We start from the raw sequence: 16451 nt of genomic DNA, 5'->3' as shown, positions 1-16451 counted from the left end.
AGACATGGACAGCGAGAACCTGCTCGGGCAGTTTCTGCGGGCCCGCCGTGCGCTGCTGCGACCCGAGGATCTGGGACTGCCGCCCGGTGTGCGGCGCCGGGTGGCCGGGCTGCGGCGGGAAGAGGTGGCGATGCTCGCCGGGGTGAGCACCGACTACTACGTACGGCTGGAGCAGGGCCGGGAGCGGTATCCGTCGGCGCAGGTGGTCGACGCGCTGGCCCGGGTGCTGGGGCTGGAGGAGGACGCGGCGGGGCATCTGCACCAGCTGGCGCGTCCCGTTCCCGCGCGGCGCCGGAAGAACGTACGGGTCGAGCGGGTCAGTCCGGTGCTGGTGGAGATGATGGAGGGCTGGCACCGGACCCCGGCCGTGGTGCTGGGGCGCTGTCTGACCGTGCTCGCCCACAACGTCCTGGGCCGGGCCCTGTTCGATGGACACGCCTACAGCGGGGATCTGATGCGGCTGGTGTTTCTCGATCCGGACGCGAAGGAGTTCTACCCGGAGTGGGAGCGGGTGGCCGTCAGCAGCGTCGCCGGGCTCCGGGCGGCCGTCGGCACCGACTACGACGACCCCCAGCTGATCGAGGTGGTCGGCGAACTGTCGTTGTGCAGCGAGGAGTTCCGGCGGCTGTGGGCCCGCCATGACATCCGCCGGAAGGCGCACGAGACCAAGCGTTTCCGGCATCCGGTGGTCGGCGAGCTGACGCTGGATTACGAGTCGCTGTCCGTGAACGGCGCCCCCGGTCAGCAACTGGTCGTCTACCAGGCCGCCCCGGGCAGCCCCTCCGCACACGCGCTGTCCCTGCTCGGCAGTCTCACCGCCGGGGACAGCGCGGCGGCGGAGCGGGAAGCGTCGCCGCGAGAACAGTGAGGACTCCCGGTTCGCCACCGGCTGCTGCCGCTGGGGAGTCGGCGCTACATCCTCGGGGCACTGCGCCGTGCCGTCACCGCTTCGTTGAACTCCGCGGGCGGAAGGTAGCCGTGCGCGGTGCTGGTTCGTGTGGTGGCTTCCGCTTCGGCGCGGATCTCCGCGGCTTCGGTTTCGGTGAGGTCCACCGCCACCTCCTCCTCACGCGCCGCGCCGCGGGCCTCGGCGAAGCGGGCCAGGGAGGGCGGTCGGGCCGGCGGGGTTCTGTGCGGTCGTCTCAGGCTCCCACCGTTCCGTCGACGCCCTCGCGGAGGAAGTCGGCGTGGCCGTTGTGCCGGGCGTACTCCAGCAGTACGTGCGTCATGACCAGCCGCAGCGACATGTCCTTGTCCCACCGCGCGCTGTGCACGACGACATCCAGCGACTTCGCCTCCCGCTCGATCCGGCGCGCGTGTTCCACCTCGCGCTGCCAGGCGTCGAACGCCTCCGTGCGGGTGGCCGCCGTCGCGTCGTACGCCACCTGGTAATCGCGCTGATCGGACCAGACGAGCGGCACGTCCTCGCGGTTCACGACGATGCGGAACCAGGTGCGCTCCACCTCGGCCATGTGCCGTACGAGGCCGAGCAGCGACAGCGTCGAGGGCGGCATCGACCGCTGGCGCAACTCCTCGTCGGAGAGGCCGTCGCACTTCATGGCGAGCGTGGCGCGGTGGAAGTCGAGGAAGCCCCGCAGCGTCTCGCGTTCCCCCGCGATGAGGGGCGGGACGGGTCTTTCGGTGGGCATGACGGTGGGTCCTCCAGGGGCGGGTGGGCGTGTGGGACAACGATCAGTGTGGGGCGGGTTGCGGGACAAGCGATTTCGCGGCCGGGGCGGGTCGGCGGTGGCGGGATGTGTCCCCACCCGCCCCTTCCCCATGCGCTGGCGACGTCTGCGCTCAGCTGTCGACCGCTAGTTCTTCTGGAGGGCGCGGGTGACACCCGCGATGACGGCGGTCGTCAGCACCCAGCCGAAGGCGATCAGCAGGTAGGCCAGCCACTGGAGGGTGTCGTTCGGCCAGTACCAGGCGGTGCGCTGGCCCAGGCCCCCGATGGGGATCAAGAGGTCGAGTGTGTAGACGAGGGGCTGGAACGGGGCGCCTTCGCCTCGTTTGGCCGGGGTGGGGGAGTCGGTGCCGAAGGACAGCGTGCCCAGCAGGACCAGCGCGAGGAGCCAGACGCCGGCCAGCCAGGGGCGGTAGCCGTAGCCGACGGTCACGTCGAGGAGATGACCCCATGCGCGGGTTGCTGGGGGCAGGGCGCGGCGCCGGTGGCGTTGCTTGGCGAGGAGGACGCGCCGGGCGTCATCGTCGTGCCCGGCCTTGCGGTACCAGGCCGCCAACTGCTCGTACGGTTGTGGGTTGTAGCCCGGGCTGCTGCGTATCCATGCCACGCGTCGGGCCACGGACTCCCGGTCACCCACGGCCTCGTGGCGCTCGTCGTTCGCGTCCGCCGTCTTGATGGATCCGTAGACGAAGCCGTCCAGCTCCACCCTCTCCGGCCAGCTGTGCTCGTTCTCGTAGAGGTACGACACCTGGGCGCCCCGCAGGTCGAGGGTGCCGGACGGGGGTCGGGCGAGGGTGAGATCGAGGTCGACGGTTTGCAGGTGCATGGCGATCAGGGCCGGGGTGCTTCCGTCGTCGGCGGGCGGGCCGTTCAGGACGGCTCCGCGGAAGGTCACGTTGTCCCTGACCTGGGTGCCTCGCAGCCGCACCGTGCCGTTCGCGGTGAATCCCTCGGAGAACTTGAGCGACGAGGCCACGGCGTTGTCGAGGGCGAGGGCCACGCCGCGTGGACCGGGTCCTTCCAGCCGGGCGCCCTGCATGACCAGAGTGCCGGGTAACTTCGCTCCCACCAGCCGGACTTCCCCGTAGGCGACGAACCCGTTTCGGCAGAAGACGCCCCCTTCCATGGCCAGGCCACCGGCCGACAGGGCCCACCCGTCCGGTGCGATCAACTCGGCCCCGTTGAGGAGCAATCCGCCGTTCACCCGGGCGTCGGTGAGCGACAGGGCGGTGCTCACAAGGTTGAAGGGGGTGGGGGCGCCGCTCTCCACCACGGAGTGCCGCAAGGAGAGGTTGCCCTCGATGCGGGCCGAATCGGCCTCGACGCCGGGTATTCGGCTGCCCGTGAACACGAGGGTCTGCGTCGACGCGCCGAGGAGATTCACCGCCTCCTCGAACCAGCATGCTTCCAGCCAGAGGGCATGGGTGATCTGTGCGCCGGCCAGGTCCAGATGTCCGGAGATCCGTGCCCCGGTGAGCCGCAGACATGCCACCACACCCGGTTGCCCGGTGTTCGCACCCAGCAACAACGCGGCGACCACCGCCGCCCGCACCGTCCGTTCGGGTCCCCACCGTCCGCCGTCGGCGACCCGGTCCTCCTCCGGCGTCCCCGTACGCAGGTCCACCCGCCGCCCCTCGGGGAACGCGTCCCACAGCTCACGCTCAGGTGAAGTCAACTCGTCGTAGGAAAGCACTCGTGCAGAGTAGTGATCCCCCTCGGCGCCGCCTTGGACCACCACACGTATCCAGGCCAGGACGAGGGCAGAATCAAGATCGGAGCGGGTGGGGAAGGGAGGGCTGACCTGCGGAAGGGGGGTGGGCAGGAATATCGGGGGCGGGATCGGGGTTTCCGGACGCATGGGCACGAGCACTGTGGAACTCACCAAGGACAACTTCGACGAGATCGTCTCCGGCAGCGACTTCGTTCTGATCGACTTCTGGGCCTCCTGGTGCGGCCCCTGCCGGATGTTCGCACCGGTGTACGAGAAGGCCGCGGAGCGGCACTCCGACCTGATCTTCGCGAAGGTCGACACCGAGGCGCAGCCCGAGCTGGCCGCCGCGTTCGACATCCAGTCGATCCCCACGCTGATGATCGTGCGCGACAACATCGCCGTCTTCGCCCAGCCCGGTGCGCTGCCCGAGCAGGGGCTGGAGGACGTCATCGGCCAGGCGCGGGATCTCGACATGGACGCGGTCCGGGCCTCCGTCGCCACGCCCGCCGGGGAATCGAAGGCCGCGGACGGTGGCTGAGCTGGTGCTGATCCGGCACGGCGAGACCGAGTGGAGCCGGGCCGGAAAGCACACCAGCTGGACCGATCTGCCGCTGACGGCGCGCGGTGAGGAGCAGGCCCGGGCGCTGCGGCCGCTGCTGGCGGGGCGGAAGGTCGGGCTGACGCTGGTGAGCCCGCTCGGGCGGGCCGTGCAGACCGCGCGGCTGGCCGGGCTGGGGGAGGGCGTACGCACCGAGGCCGACCTGCGGGAGTGGGGCTACGGGGGGTACGAGGGGATCACCTCGGCCGAGATCCACCAGACGCGGCCCGGCTGGGATCTGTGGAGCGACGGGGGCGCCCCGGGGGACGCCGAGCACCCCGGGGAGTCGCCCGGGCAGGTCGGGGCGCGGGTCGACCGGGTGCTGGCCAGCATCGAGCCGGAGCTGCGCGCGGACGGCGGGGACGTCGTCCTGGTGGCGCACGGGCATGTGCTGCGGGTGCTCACCGCCCGCCGCCTCGGCCTGCCACCGTCCGCGGGGGCGCTGTTCCGGCTGGACACCGCGACCGTCAGTCGACTGGGAACCGAGCACGGGCGTCCGGCCCTCGTGGCGTGGAACGTAGGCTCGGAGCGGCAGGTCCCGTAAGTTCCGTAACCCCGTACCCGTACAGGAAGCAGGGAACAGCGAGCATGGCTACGACGCGTACCGCGCACACCGTCTGGCAGGGCAATCTGGCCGAGGGCCAGGGGACGGTCACGTTCGACTCGTCCGGGATCGGCGAGCAGCCGGTCTCCTGGCCGTCGCGTGCCGAGCAGGCGAACGGCAAGACCAGCCCCGAGGAGCTGATCGCCGCCGCCCATTCCAGCTGCTTCTCCATGGCGCTGTCGCACGGTCTGACCCAGGCCGGTAACCCGCCCACGCAGCTCACCACCCAGGCCGACGTCACCTTCCAGCCGGGCACCGGCATCACCGGCATTCACCTCACGGTGGAGGGCACGGTCGAGGGGCTGGACGAGGCCGGGTTCACGGCGGCCGCCGAGGACGCCAAGAAGAACTGCCCGGTGAGCCAGGCGCTCACCGGCACGGAGATCACGCTGACGGCGAAGCTGGCCTGACGTCCTCCACCCGCTGCAGCAGTCCCCAGGTGAACTCCGCCACATAGTGGCGGAGTTCACCTGTTTCGGTGGCCGGGGCGTCGAAGGTCAGCCGGGAGCGGGTCGGCGCCGAGCCCTCCATCGGGCGTGCGGGCGGGAAGGCGCGCGCCACGTCGTCCAGCGTGCAGGACCAAGGGGCGAGGTCGGCGGCCGTGCGCAGGTCGGGCGCGGGGGCGCCGGGGGCGCGTACCAGCCACTCGTTCCACACGGCCCCGCCCGGCGCGGTCAGCACCTCGAACCGCAGATCCGGCCACAGCGGGACCGGCCAGCTCAGCGCGTCACACGTCAGATCGCCGATGCGGCGCCGCGCGGTGGTCTCGGGCGGGCCCAGCACCGAGCGGTAGCGGGCGACGGCGGGGCGCCGCCGCGGCGAGCGCTGCATCGCCTGCCAGCGGCGGTTGGCCTCGCGCATCACGGCCCGCCCGTGGCCCAGTTCGCGGAGCGCGTCCTCGACCAGGCCCGGCTGGTAGTCGGCCATGCGGCGCAGCAGCACGAGGACGAAGGGGAAGGGGGCGGGGAACGCGTCGGGTGACAGGCCGGGTGCGGAGTCCATGGTTTCCATCGTGGCGTACGGCCGGGGCGGGCTCAGGGCCCGAGGCGTTGCGCCAGCCGTTCGTGTTCCTCGTCCGGGACACGTTCCCCGGACGACGGCAGCAGTTGCGGCACGCCGTCCACGATCGGGTAGCGGCGGCGCAGCCGCGGGTTGTACAGGACGTCCTCGGGCAGCAGCAGGGTCAGCGGGCCCTTGTCGAGCGGGCAGGCCAGGATCCTCAGGACCGGGTCGTCGGGGGTCATCGTCCACTTCCTTCGCGGGCCGGATCAGGGTGGGCCGGATCAGGGCGGCCTGGATCAGGGCGGTCGGCGTCGTGGCGGGGGAGGGTCAGCAGCACGCACACCGCCAGCGCCGTCCCGCCGAGCCGTAGGGCGAGCCGCCACGGCTCGTGCGGCAGTGGCTCGCCGAACGCGACCGTCCCGCACACCACCGTGAACACGCAGGTCACCGTCGTGCACACCGGCACGATGAGCGACGCGCGGCAGCGTTGCAGCGCGGTCTGCGACAGCACCAGGCCCGCCGCGCCGGTGAACAGCAGCAGATACGGATACGGGCCGCGCAGCAGCGTGAGCGCCAGGGTGCCGAGGCCGTCCGTCGTCAGCAGCCCGGACACGCCCTTGATGGCGAGCGAGCTGACCCCGTACAGCAGTCCGACGGCCACCCCGTACTCCACGCCGGTCGGCGGCCGACGGCCGGAGTGGCGGGCGCGGCGCTCGGTGGCTCCGTACAGCCACACCCCCGCCACCAGGGACGGGACGCAGATGGCGAGCAGGGTTCCGGTGGGGGCGGTGCGGCTGACGTCGCTGTTGCCCCGTAGCGATGCCACCACCATCACCAGGGCGCACAGGATCAGCCCGATCCCGGCCCGTTCGCGGCCACTGGTCCGCTCGCCCAGCACTCGGGAGGACAGCAGCAGGAGCAGCACCAGGCCGGACACGAACAGGCCCTGCGCGGCCGCGATCGGCAACGTGCGGTACACCACCAGTTGCGCCGCGAACCCCGCCGCGAGCGCCGCCGAACCGGCCAGCCACAGCGGGCTCCCCAGCAGCAGCCGCAGCAGCCGCGCCGGGCGGGTGGTGCTGAGTGGCGGCAGGGCCGACAGGGCGCGCTTCTCCAGTACGAAACCGGTGCTGTACGCCACGTTCGCGAGCAGCGCCGCCATCACGCCCCACCCCATGCGCCGCCCTCCGTCCGCCTCGCGTGCACCAGCAGGATCGACGCCAGCGACGGCACCCGGCACACGGCCCGGTCCAGGGGCCGCAAGCCGCGCGGAACGCCATGGAACGGCGCCCCCGCGAGCCGTACCACTTCGAAACCGGACGCGGTGAGGAAGCCGCGCAGCGCCCGCGCCGTGTACAGCCGAAGATGGCCGACGACCTCGCGGCCGGGGCGCCCGTGGATGCCGCGCAGGCTGACCTCCGAGAACACCGGCTGCACCCCGGCCAGCAGCAGCCCGCGGTTGTACCAGGCCGCCAGGTTGGGCGTGGACAGCAGCAGATGGCCGCCGGGGCGCAGCACGCGGCGTATTTCGTCCAGCGCCGCGTCCGGGTCGACGAGGTGCTCGACCACCTCGCTGAACACGCACGCGTCGGCGCTCCCGTCGGCGAACGGCAGCCCGCCGTGGTCGAGTTCGCCCCGTACGACGGTGGGCAGGCGGCGCGCGGCGCGGCGCAGCGCGTCCTGCGACCAGTCGACGCCGATGAGGCGGTGGCCGCGGAGGAGGGGGAGGGCGGTGGCGGCCGCGGTGCCGTCGCCGCAGCCGATGTCGAGGACGGTGGCGGGTGCGTTTCCGCCCGTGGCGAGCGCGTGTGCCAGCATCCGCGCCTGGCGGCGGCTGCGGTCCGGCCCGGACGCCACGGGTACGGCCGGGTTCTCGTAGAAGTCCCGGAGCGCCGGGCTCATGCGGTGTCTTCCGCGTGTGCTCGCGCGGTGGCGGCCAGCGCCCGTCGGAAGAGGCCCGCGAGTCCCGCCCCCGCCGCGTCGTCCAGCAGCGCCCGTGACCAGCGCAGCGTCACATGCAGCCGTCCGCCGGTCGAGGCCGTCGTCACCGTCAGTCCGCGCGGCATGCGGGCCGGGGCCGAGAACCAGACGGCGGTGGCCACGCCCGCCTCGCCGAAGCGGAGTGCGTACGGGATCCGGCCGATGTTGCTCAGCAGCGTCGTGGACGTCCACGGCCCGGCCGCGCGCCGCAGCCCGCGCGTCACCGCCGCCCGCAGCCCGACGGGCACGGCGGGCACCGTGAGCAGTGTCCCCGCCATCCCCAACTGCGCCCCCGGCGCGGCCTTCAGCGCCAGGGTGCGGGCCGCGGTGCGATGCAGCAGCCGCGCCACGGCGGCCGGGTCGGGCGTCTCCCGGGTCAGCAGGCGTGTTTCCGCCCGCTCCTCGGGGCCGAAGCCGACTTCCACGAGCCGGGTGCCGTTGCCGATGGCCATGGCGGACGCGCCGCGCGGCCGGTCGTCCACGGGCATGGTGATCCGTACGGGCGCGGGCGCGCGGCCGTGCAACGCGTTCCAGCGGGCGGCCATCAGGCAGGTGGCGACGAGGAGTTGGTCGTTGACGGTGGGGCCGCCGGGTGCTCGGGGCGGTACGGGCAGCTCGGTGAGCAGCATGGCGTTGCCGATGCGGGGCGTGTGGGTGTCCTTGGCGATCCGTACGGGGCGGGCGAGCCCGCGTGTGCCGGACCGGTCGGGTGCGGTGGCGGCCACCGTGCGTGGTGGCCGCGTTGCGGGTGGCGGGTCCGGGGTGGCGCCACCGTCGTACAGGGTGGCGGCGGTGGCCAGCACCCGCATGCAGGACGGCCCGTCGAGGGCGGTGTGGTTGACGGTGAGGACCAGCACACAGCCGGTACGGTCCGGCTCGGTCACCACCTCCAGCCGCACCGGCGGCGAGGCCGTCAGCGGCGGACACGCCGCCAGCGCCCGTTCCCGGGCCCGGGTGAGGGCGTCGGCGGCGCACGGGGGGAAGGACACCGGATCGATGTCCGGCCCGTCGGTCACCTCCCACTCGTACCGCCGCCGCCACCAGCGCCCGGGCGCCTCCCGCACCAGGATCCGCGGATGCCGCCGCAACGCCTCCCGGAAGGCGTCCCGCAGCCGGTCGGGCTCGGGCCGCCCCGGCAGATGCACCTCGATGTGCACGGTCTCGGGCTCGTCGGTCCGCACGGTGTGCCGGGAGATCTCGTCGACGGTGGGGAAGGGGATTCGCCGCGGGGTGGCGTCGTTGCCGGTGCCATGGTCGAGCGCGCTCATCGGCCACCGTCCTTCTCCCGGTCCCGTGCGCCCCGCCCGTCGCTCGCGGGCGGGTGTTCGAGGGGCGGGGCGATGAGGGTCGGGGCATCGTCGTCCGCCGCGCGGCGGGCGGGCGCGCCGGGGCCCGGTGGCGGTGGCGGTGGCGCGGTCGGGGCGTCGTACGCCGGTACGCCCTCCCCGCGCCCGCCACCGCGTAGGGGCACCGTCACCACCGCCGCCGTCAGGGCCACGACGGCCAGCACCTGCGCCGCCCCGCTGAACGCGCCCTCGCCCGCCGCCGCCGGTTCGCCCGCGCCCGTGGCCGCCACCACCGCCGCGGCCGCCATCGCCGTCAGGGCCGTGGGGGCGAGCCAGCGGGGGCGGTACCAGGCGAGGAGGGCCAGGGCGGGGACGGCCAGGGCCAGCCAGCCCGCCACGGCGACCATGACCGCCGTGACGGCCACCGTGCCGAGCACCCAGCCAGGTGCCGCGGGCGCCCAAGGGGCCGGGGGCTCGGGGTCGCGGCGGCGGGCGAACGCCAGACCGGCCAGGATCAGGAGCGCGGCCGCGCCGCCGATGAGGCCCGCGTGGTACGTCGTCGCCGGTTCGTACGTGAGCGTGACCGTGCCGCCCTCGCCCGCCGGGACGAGGAAGCCCTGCTGCCAGCCGTCGACGCGCAGCGGGGTGAGGTCGCGGCCGTTGAGCGTGGCCTTCCAGCCGTCGTTGTGGTTCTCGTACGTCTGGAGGTAGACGGCCTGGCCCGGGGCGACCTTGACCGTTCTGCGGTCGCCCGACCAGTCCTTGGCCTGGACCGTACGGGTCTCCACCGCGGCGGCGGCGGGCTTGCCCCGGGTCAGCGTCACATCGGTCAGGGCCAGCGGGCCCGCGTCGCCCGCCTCGACCGTGTGGCGGCCCGCGTCCAGCCGCAGCTTGCCGCCCTTGGCCTCGTCACCGCACAGCTCGACCTTCACCGGACGGCGCTCCGTCAGATCCCGTATCCGCCCCGACGCCTTCGTGGCGTGCAGCGTGCCGTCCACGGCCAGCGCCGGGCCCTGGCCGCAGGGCAGCGAGAAACGGGCCTTCGCCGAGGGCGGGGTCGTGCGCAGCATGCTGCCCAGCTCGGGGAGGTACAGCTCGCTCAGCCCCACCGGGAGCTGCAACTCCTGCCCGGCCACCGGGTTGTGGAGGGTCAGCGGCGCGGTCTTGCTGATGGTGATGTCGAGCCGGTCGGTGGTGATGGCGGGGAAGCGGGCCCAGCCGTTGGCGTCGACTCCGGCGGTGGCGGCGCCGTCGGGGGAGTTGATGAGCACTTCCTCGGGGCGGGTGGAGAGCCCGCCCGCCGCCGCGAGGACGATTTCGCTGATGCGTTTCTTTCCCGGCCAGCGCAGATGCAGGACGGGGGAGTCGCCCGCGATCCACGCCGTGGTGATATCGCCGTCGATGAGGTTGCGGGCGCCGAGCGCGGTGCCGGTGCGGCTGGTGGAGTCGGCGCTGATCTCGACGCGGGGCCGCTGACCGGGCGCCACCCGGGCGAGCAGGGTGTCGAGCGCGCCACCGGGGACGGCGAGGGCCTGGCCCGCGAGGGCGTACGTACCGCCGCTCCCGCTGCGGAACTGGCGGTGCAGCCCGACCTCCGCCGACGCGGGGGAGAGGCCGCCCGGGTCGGCGGACCGGTGCAGCGAGACCACCTCGGCCTCGGCGTCACTCCGCTCGGCGTCCGCCGGAAGCGAGAGCAGCCGGGTGACCTGCACACCCGGCACGGACACCTCGGAGAACCCGGCCCCCGACAGGCCCGGCTTGGGCGTCTGCGAGCCGGTGATCGTGATCTTCAGCCACTTCGCCGGGCCGGACGGAACCTTGACGGACTGCGGGGTGCCGTGCGGCTGGAGCGGGCTGTCCGCCGATCCGTTGTCGGTCTCGATACGTACGGAGGTGGGCGCGGCGCGCAGGCCGTCGCCGGGCAGCGGGGTCAGCTGGAGTGAGTCCGGCAGGCGCAGCTCTTGCGCGAACTCGATACGCAGCCACTGCCCCACCGGTTTGCCCGCGCTGCCCTCGGTCCACGCCGTGTCCGGGTTGCCGTCGAAGGCGCCGACGGGGTCGTACTGCGGCAGCTGGAAAAGCCAGTTGCCGCTGCTGGAGGCGGTCACCGAGAGCGCTCCGCGCAGCGTGGCGGTCGTCTGGTGCCGGGTGCCCGTCTTCGGCAGGATCTGGCGCGGCGCGTCGCCGGGGTCGGTGAGGCTGCCGGACGGATTCCGTTCGTCGGCGGTGTACGTGTACGAGGTGTTGGAGTTGACGAGCCCGAAGCGGGTGTCGGCGCGCCGCATGCCGTCACCGACCGCCTGGAGGGCGGGGGTTGTGGTGCCGGGGTGGCGGTCGCCGGTGAGGACGGTGGGGCGGTCGGCCATCGAGGGGTCGGCGGAGAGCTGGAGCAGCGATTCGGGGCCACCGCTGACGGCGGCCGTGGCGGACACCGGCTTGGCCGCCACCGCGCCCGGCCGCGCCACGCCCTCCGGCCGGTAGATCTCGACGGCCTGACGGCGCGGGAACAGCCCCTGCACCTGCACCGGGGTGTTGGCGGCGATCCGGCCGCCGGTCATGAGCGGCCCGAACCCGGCGACCTTGCGGTAGCCGGAGGACTCCAGGGTGCGGGCGACGGTCTGCGGCGGTACGTAGCCGAGCTGGTCCGGGTCGAGGTCGTTGCGTACGACGACCTCGTACAGCCCGGCCCGGGCGAGGAAGTCCCGCAGCCCCGGCACCTCGCCGCCGCTCATCAGCGCCTGCTCGACCGCGTCCATGGCCCGCCGCGATCCGGCGGTGCCGAAGGGGACGAAGTCGCGTTGCGCCCAGCGGGATTTCGCGAGCACGTCGAGCGGCTGGTCGATGGGGCTGCCCCAGGTGTAGAGGCCGTGCGCGGTGGCGGGCACGACGAGGGCGCGGCTTCCGGGGGCGTGTGCGTCGAGCCAGTCGGCGGTCTTCTCCCAGTGGGAGGGCAGCGCGGAGAAGCTGCCCGGCTGGAGGACCGTTCCGTTGAGATACGGCCAGGCGAGGCCCGGGAGAAGCGCCAGGGCCAGCACCCCGGGGAGGAAACGACGCCCGGGAAAACGGCGCAGCCGGGCGGCCCCGGCGGATCGGGCAGTCCCAGCGGGTCCGGTGGCTCCGGCCGTCCCGGTGGTCGCGGAAGCCCCGGCCGTCCCGGTGGCCGCGATGGTCACCACGTGGGTCAGGCCCAGGGCCAGTGACAGGGCCAGCCCGGTCTGGAACTTGTAGACGTTGCGGAACGGCCGCAGCCACCCGTCCAGCCAGCCCTGCACCGCCTCGTGGAACGGCCCGCCCAGCGTGCCCCCGTACCCGGCGAGGGTGATCAGCGCGACGGAGAGCACGACGAGCAGCAGCCACCGCCGCTCGGGCAGATCGCGCCGCGCCAGCCCGGCCAGGCCCAGCGCGGCGGCGAGCCCCGAGCCGAGGACGGCCACGACGGACGCGGCCACGGTCCAGCCGCCGGGCAGCCACGCCTCGCCGAAGTGCAGATACGCCACCCAGTTGCCCGCGCCGCGCAGCGTCTCGGTGGCGGCCGTCGTGGCGGTGGTGGTGTCGGCCTGCTCGATGTACGGCAGGAAGTTCTCGCCGTACACCCCGAGCAGCAGCAGCGGTACGACCCACCACAGCGTGGCCAGCAGCACCCCCGGGATCCACCACGCCAGCATCGCCCGCTGCCGCCGCCCGGCGGGGCGGCTGAGCAGATACAGCGCGACCGGCAGCAGCGAGGCGAGCGTGGAGGCGGCGTTGACGCCGCCCATGCAGGGGACGAGCAGCGCGGAGCGGGCGGCGGCGATACGGGGGCGGCTGGCCGGGTTGGTGAGCGGCAGCACGACCCACGGCAGCAGCGCGCCGGGCAGCGCGGCCGCGGACGTGGAGCCGACGACGATGGTGAACACCGGCCACAGCGCGTACCCGGCCGCGCCCAGCAGCCGGGCCGAAGGCGCGCCGATCCGCAGCCGCTCCGCGAGCCGCAGCGCACCCCAGAACGCCACCGTGACGATGAGGGACATCCACAGCCGCTCGGCGAACCACACCGGGATGTGCAGGAGATGGGTGAGGGCGTAGTACGGCAGCATCGGAAACGCGTAGCCGACGTACTGGTCCGCGATCCCGCCGAAGCCCGCCCGGTCGTGCCACAGCGAGCCGAGGTCGGCGAGGAACCCGAACGGGTCGAGGGCGACCGGCAGTTTGGTGTCGAAGGTCATCCGGCCGGGCGAGGACGCGAGGAACGCGACGAAGACGGCGGCCCAGAACCCGGCCAGCCAGCGCCGCCCGCGCGGCCGTTCACCGGGGGCGGGCGGCGGCGGGGCGGCCGGGGTGCGCACCTGGGGCGGGGACGGGACGACCTGGGTCATGGCGACCGCCTAAGGATCAGGAGAAGGTTCCACGTCGCGACCTCCCGCAGCCCCGGCACGCGCACGACCGCCTCGGTGAGGAACGGCCAGTAGCGGGAGCGCGCCGAGACCACGGACACGTCCGCGCGGCCGCGGACGTGGCGCAGGACGGGGCCGATGTGGAGGGGGAAGAGGTTTTCGCCGAGCGTGTGCTTGGCGGTCCGGCCGGTGCGGCGCCGGTAGCGGGCGCGGGCCCGCTCGGCGCCCAGATAGTGCCAGGGCGCCCACTCGTGGCCGCCCCAGGGGGAGAGCCAGTTGGTGTACGAGACGTAGATCAGCCCGCCGGGGCGGGTGACCCGCGCCAGCTCGCTGAGGAAGGTGTACGGATCGGCCACGTGCTCCAGCACATTGGAGGAGAACGCGACGTCCGCCACGCCGTCCGCGAGCGGCAGCAGATACCCGTCGGCGAGGACGGCCCCGGCGGGTGGTTGCCCCCGGGCGGCCAGCTCAGCGGTGTCCGGCTCGAAGAGATGGGCCTGGGCGCCGTGGCGGCGGAACTCCTCGGTGAAGTGGCCGCTGCCGCCGCCCACGTCGACCACCACCTGTCCGCGCAGCGGCCCGGCGTACCGCGCCACTTGGCGTGCGGCGTCCCGGGCGAGGAGCCGGTAGCAGTGCTCGGGGTCGGTCTGCTCCCGCAGGAAGGCGCGGAAGAGGGCGACGGAGCGTCGGATCGAGGGGTCCCGCACAGCCGCTCACCGCCTGGGTCTGAGCGACGGCGAGCCGATGGGGAGGGGCGGTGGCGCCGACAGATACGCCTCGGCGGCGACGGCCCGGAAGCCCCGTACTGTCGCGCTCCACCGGAACCGCTCCGCGCGCAGCCGCGCCGCCCGGCCCAGCGCCTCGCGCCGCTCCGGGCCGAGCGCGAGCGCGCACCAGGCGGCGGCGAACGAGCTCTCGCCGCGCGCCAGCACACCCGTCACCCCGTCGTCGACGGAGTCGCGCAGCCCGGGGATGTCGAAGCCGAGCGTGGGCGTGCCGCGGGTGGCCGCCTCCATCACCACCAGACCCCAGCCCTCGATCAGGGAGGGGTGCAGCAGCAGCCACGCCTGGCACAGCAGCCGGTGTTTCTCCTCCTCGGTGACATGGCCGGTGAACGTGACCCCGGGACCGGCCATCGCCTCCAGCCGGGCCCGTTCGGGGCCGTCGCCGACGATGACGAGCCGCCCGCCGGTGACCGGCCGCACCCGCTCCCACAGCCGCAGCAGCAGGTCGACGCGCTTGTACTCGACCAGCCGTCCCATCGCGAGGAACAGCGGCTCGCGGGAGGTGGGCAGCAGCGGGCCGGGTTCCTCGACGCCGTTGTGCACCACCCGGATCCGGGTCCGGTCGACGCCGAGGGAGCGCAGCGCGGCGGCGGTGGAGTCGGAGACGGCCACCATGAGGTTGCCGCGGTGGGTGTCGGCGAGCGCCCAGTGTTCGAGGCGCCTGCCGAGCCGGGCGGCCGGGCCCCGGAAGCGCAGTTTCCACAGATCGGTGTGGACGTGGTTGACCAGGCAGAGGGTGGGTCCGCGGTGCCACAGCGGGGCCAGGTAGGGCAGTCCGTTGCACACTTCGACCAGCAGATCGCAGTGGCCGACCCGGTGGGCGAGGGTGTGCGGGGTGCGCAGGAAGTGGCCCAGCTCGCCGAGGGTGCGCCCGTGGCCGCCCGCGGACACCACCTGGTAGCCGCGGGCGTCGGCGGGGCCGCCGCACACCACGGTGACCTGGTGGCCGTGGGCGGTCAGCCCCTCGGCGATCCGGTCCACCAGCAGCTCGGAGCCACCGGCCGCCGGATTGCCGAGGTCGCGGCGGGCGAGGAAGACGATCCGGTGCGGCAGTGGCGCTTCCGGCATGGCATCGAGAGCGGCGGCGGGGGACGGTCGAACGTGCTGGGGCATGGCGGGGTGCTCCAACTCGTCTCAGGGTGCGGAGACTTCGTAGGAAGACTGCGAGGGGGAGAGACGTGCCGAACCGGGGGTGTGCGATGGGGTGATGCTCGTGGGGTGGTCAGTTTTCGCTTCCTCGTTCGCCCCGGCTACTCACCGGCGTGACAAATTCCCCGCCCTCGGCCGCTGACGCTTCATCACCTCGCGCAGTATCACTCACGCGTGCCCGCCTCCCCCGCGCCACCAGCACCGCTCCCCCCACGGCCAGCACCGCCCCGGCGATCCCCGCGGCCACGGGCGCCGTCTCGCCGACCAGCCTCAGCCTGCGGTTGTCGTCCCTGGCCAGCTTCACCTGGCCGCGCTGGGTGGCCTCGGTGAACGCCAGCCCCTTGCCGCGCAGCAGCGTCACCCGGTCCCGGTTGCCGCCGGGGGCGCGCAGGGTGACCTTGGGCGAGATCCCGGCGAAGATGATCCGGCCGGTGCGGCGGTCGGCCACCAGCTCGATGCCGGTGTTGGCGTACCACTCCTCGGCCTGCACCTGGCCCTGCTTGGCCCGCGCGACCAGCCGCCCGGGCACCTGGCGGGTGCCGGTGCGGGTGGGCCGCACGGTGCCGGTGAAGCGGTAGCCCTCGTACCCCTGGATCTTCGTGGTACCGGCGAAGCGGAGCAGGACGGTGTCGCCCAGCGTGCTGTCCCACCAGCGGTACGTCTGCTTCTTCACGTCGAACGGGAACTTCAGGTAGGCGTCCCCCTGGAACGGTCCGGGCGACTCGCCGCAGCAGTGCACCGGCGCGTTGGTGCGGCGGTCGGTGACCCAGCGCTCGGTCTTCCACTGGAAGGCCCGGCGGGGATCCCGCAGCGGCAGGGTCCGCGGGGTGTCGACCGTCGTCGACACGTCCCAGACAGCGCGCCCCGTGCGGTCGCTGTCGTGGACGTCGCCCAGCACCCGGCGGGTGATGGTCAGCCGCTGGTCCCGTCGCTCCTTGACCTTGTCGGTGTCGAAGTAGCTGCCCGGGCCGGTGAACACCGTGGTCACGTCGGTGTCGATCGGTGTGCGTTTGGCGCGCGGTTCGACGTACCAGGCCAGCAGGGGCGCGAGGACCAGGAGGAAGACGCCGAGCCCGAGCGGGATCAGCGACAGTGGCCAGAAAGCGGATGAAGTGGATGATACCGAGCGGCGCATGGCAGGCACTCCGTCTCGATGCGGCCGGATATTACCGGCGAGTCTTAAGGCCGGGACCGTAAGCGCAGGGTTGACGGAGTGTCAATCCTCCTTCCATGCTGGGGAGTTGCCGGACCGGGCCGGTGCGCACGCCATATGGAA

Annotated in this window: 16 protein-coding genes; 4 read left to right on the top strand and 12 right to left on the bottom strand. The window is 73.4% G+C overall.

What is annotated here, in order from left to right; genetic code table 11:
- Nucleotides 1–4 precede the first annotated feature (4 nt).
- Entirely contained in the window at nt 5–868 is an 864-nt protein-coding gene (locus ACZ59A_RS03875) for a helix-turn-helix domain-containing protein (RefSeq protein ID WP_470953114.1), read from the top strand.
- 44 nt (nt 869–912) lie between these two features.
- On the opposite strand, the gene ACZ59A_RS03870 is transcribed toward ACZ59A_RS03875, so the two are convergent.
- The 3 genes from ACZ59A_RS03870 to ACZ59A_RS03860 all read right to left on the bottom strand — a co-directional run bounded on the left by ACZ59A_RS03870 (nt 913) and on the right by ACZ59A_RS03860 (nt 3380).
- Entirely contained in the window at nt 913–1053 is a 141-nt protein-coding gene (locus ACZ59A_RS03870; protein ID WP_470953111.1) for a hypothetical protein, read from the bottom strand.
- Between the two features lie 89 nt (nt 1054–1142).
- A complete protein-coding gene (locus tag ACZ59A_RS03865; RefSeq protein WP_470953109.1) occupies nt 1143–1649 on the bottom strand; it encodes a DinB family protein in 507 nt (168 codons plus the stop codon).
- A 165-nt stretch (nt 1650–1814) separates the two neighbouring features.
- Complete coding sequence (locus ACZ59A_RS03860) at nt 1815–3380, bottom strand: oxidoreductase (protein WP_470953106.1); 1566 nt, start codon at nt 3378–3380, stop codon at nt 1815–1817.
- 163 nt (nt 3381–3543) lie between these two features.
- Here ACZ59A_RS03860 and trxA point away from each other — a divergent pair, with 163 nt between their 5' ends.
- Genes trxA through ACZ59A_RS03845 form a run of 3 tightly spaced genes read left to right on the top strand, consistent with a single transcriptional unit; the run spans nt 3544 to nt 5010 of the window.
- Nucleotides 3544–3936: a thioredoxin gene (gene trxA, locus ACZ59A_RS03855; protein ID WP_470953103.1), complete on the top strand. Its 393-nt coding sequence runs from the start codon at nt 3544–3546 to the stop codon at nt 3934–3936.
- Complete coding sequence (locus ACZ59A_RS03850) at nt 3929–4540, top strand: histidine phosphatase family protein (protein WP_470953101.1); 612 nt, start codon at nt 3929–3931, stop codon at nt 4538–4540. Before trxA ends, ACZ59A_RS03850 begins: the two co-directional genes overlap by 8 nt.
- Before the next feature lie 44 nt (nt 4541–4584).
- Nucleotides 4585–5010: an OsmC family protein gene (locus ACZ59A_RS03845; protein ID WP_450873314.1), complete on the top strand. Its 426-nt coding sequence runs from the start codon at nt 4585–4587 to the stop codon at nt 5008–5010.
- On the opposite strand, the gene ACZ59A_RS03840 is transcribed toward ACZ59A_RS03845, so the two are convergent.
- From ACZ59A_RS03840 to pgfA, 9 genes are all read right to left on the bottom strand, one after another.
- Entirely contained in the window at nt 4985–5602 is a 618-nt protein-coding gene (locus tag ACZ59A_RS03840; protein WP_470953098.1) for a hypothetical protein, read from the bottom strand. The genes ACZ59A_RS03845 and ACZ59A_RS03840 overlap by 26 nt on opposite strands.
- 32 nt (nt 5603–5634) lie before the next feature.
- Nucleotides 5635–5844: a Trm112 family protein gene (locus ACZ59A_RS03835; RefSeq protein ID WP_470953095.1), complete on the bottom strand. Its 210-nt coding sequence runs from the start codon at nt 5842–5844 to the stop codon at nt 5635–5637.
- On the bottom strand, nt 5841–6779 hold the full coding sequence (locus ACZ59A_RS03830; protein WP_470953093.1) for a hypothetical protein: 939 nt from the start codon (nt 6777–6779) through the stop codon (nt 5841–5843). The genes ACZ59A_RS03835 and ACZ59A_RS03830 overlap by 4 nt, the downstream gene beginning before the upstream one ends.
- Nucleotides 6764–7504, bottom strand: a complete 741-nt coding sequence (locus ACZ59A_RS03825; protein ID WP_470953090.1) for a class I SAM-dependent methyltransferase — start codon at nt 7502–7504, stop codon at nt 6764–6766. The genes ACZ59A_RS03830 and ACZ59A_RS03825 overlap by 16 nt, the downstream gene beginning before the upstream one ends.
- The gene (locus ACZ59A_RS03820; protein ID WP_470953087.1) at nt 7501–8850 is read right to left on the bottom strand and encodes a condensation protein; all 1350 of its coding nucleotides are present in this window, start codon (nt 8848–8850) and stop codon (nt 7501–7503) included. Before ACZ59A_RS03820 ends, ACZ59A_RS03825 begins: the two co-directional genes overlap by 4 nt.
- On the bottom strand, nt 8847–13223 hold the full coding sequence (locus ACZ59A_RS03815; RefSeq protein ID WP_470953084.1) for an alpha-(1->3)-arabinofuranosyltransferase domain-containing protein: 4377 nt from the start codon (nt 13221–13223) through the stop codon (nt 8847–8849). The genes ACZ59A_RS03820 and ACZ59A_RS03815 overlap by 4 nt, the downstream gene beginning before the upstream one ends.
- Nucleotides 13220–13948, bottom strand: coding sequence for a class I SAM-dependent methyltransferase (locus tag ACZ59A_RS03810; RefSeq protein ID WP_470953081.1), 729 nt, complete (start codon nt 13946–13948; stop codon nt 13220–13222). The genes ACZ59A_RS03815 and ACZ59A_RS03810 overlap by 4 nt, the downstream gene beginning before the upstream one ends.
- 6 nt (nt 13949–13954) lie before the next feature.
- On the bottom strand, nt 13955–15139 hold the full coding sequence (locus ACZ59A_RS03805) for a glycosyltransferase family 4 protein (RefSeq protein ID WP_470953078.1): 1185 nt from the start codon (nt 15137–15139) through the stop codon (nt 13955–13957).
- A 109-nt stretch (nt 15140–15248) separates the two neighbouring features.
- Nucleotides 15249–16310: a cell envelope lipid trafficking protein PgfA gene (gene pgfA, locus ACZ59A_RS03800; protein ID WP_470953076.1), complete on the bottom strand. Its 1062-nt coding sequence runs from the start codon at nt 16308–16310 to the stop codon at nt 15249–15251.
- Between the last annotated feature and the right edge of the window lie 141 nt (nt 16311–16451).

It is taken from the genome of Streptomyces sp. NPDC040405, from assembly GCF_055595765.1.
This window is presented reverse-complemented; position numbering and strand designations above follow the sequence as displayed.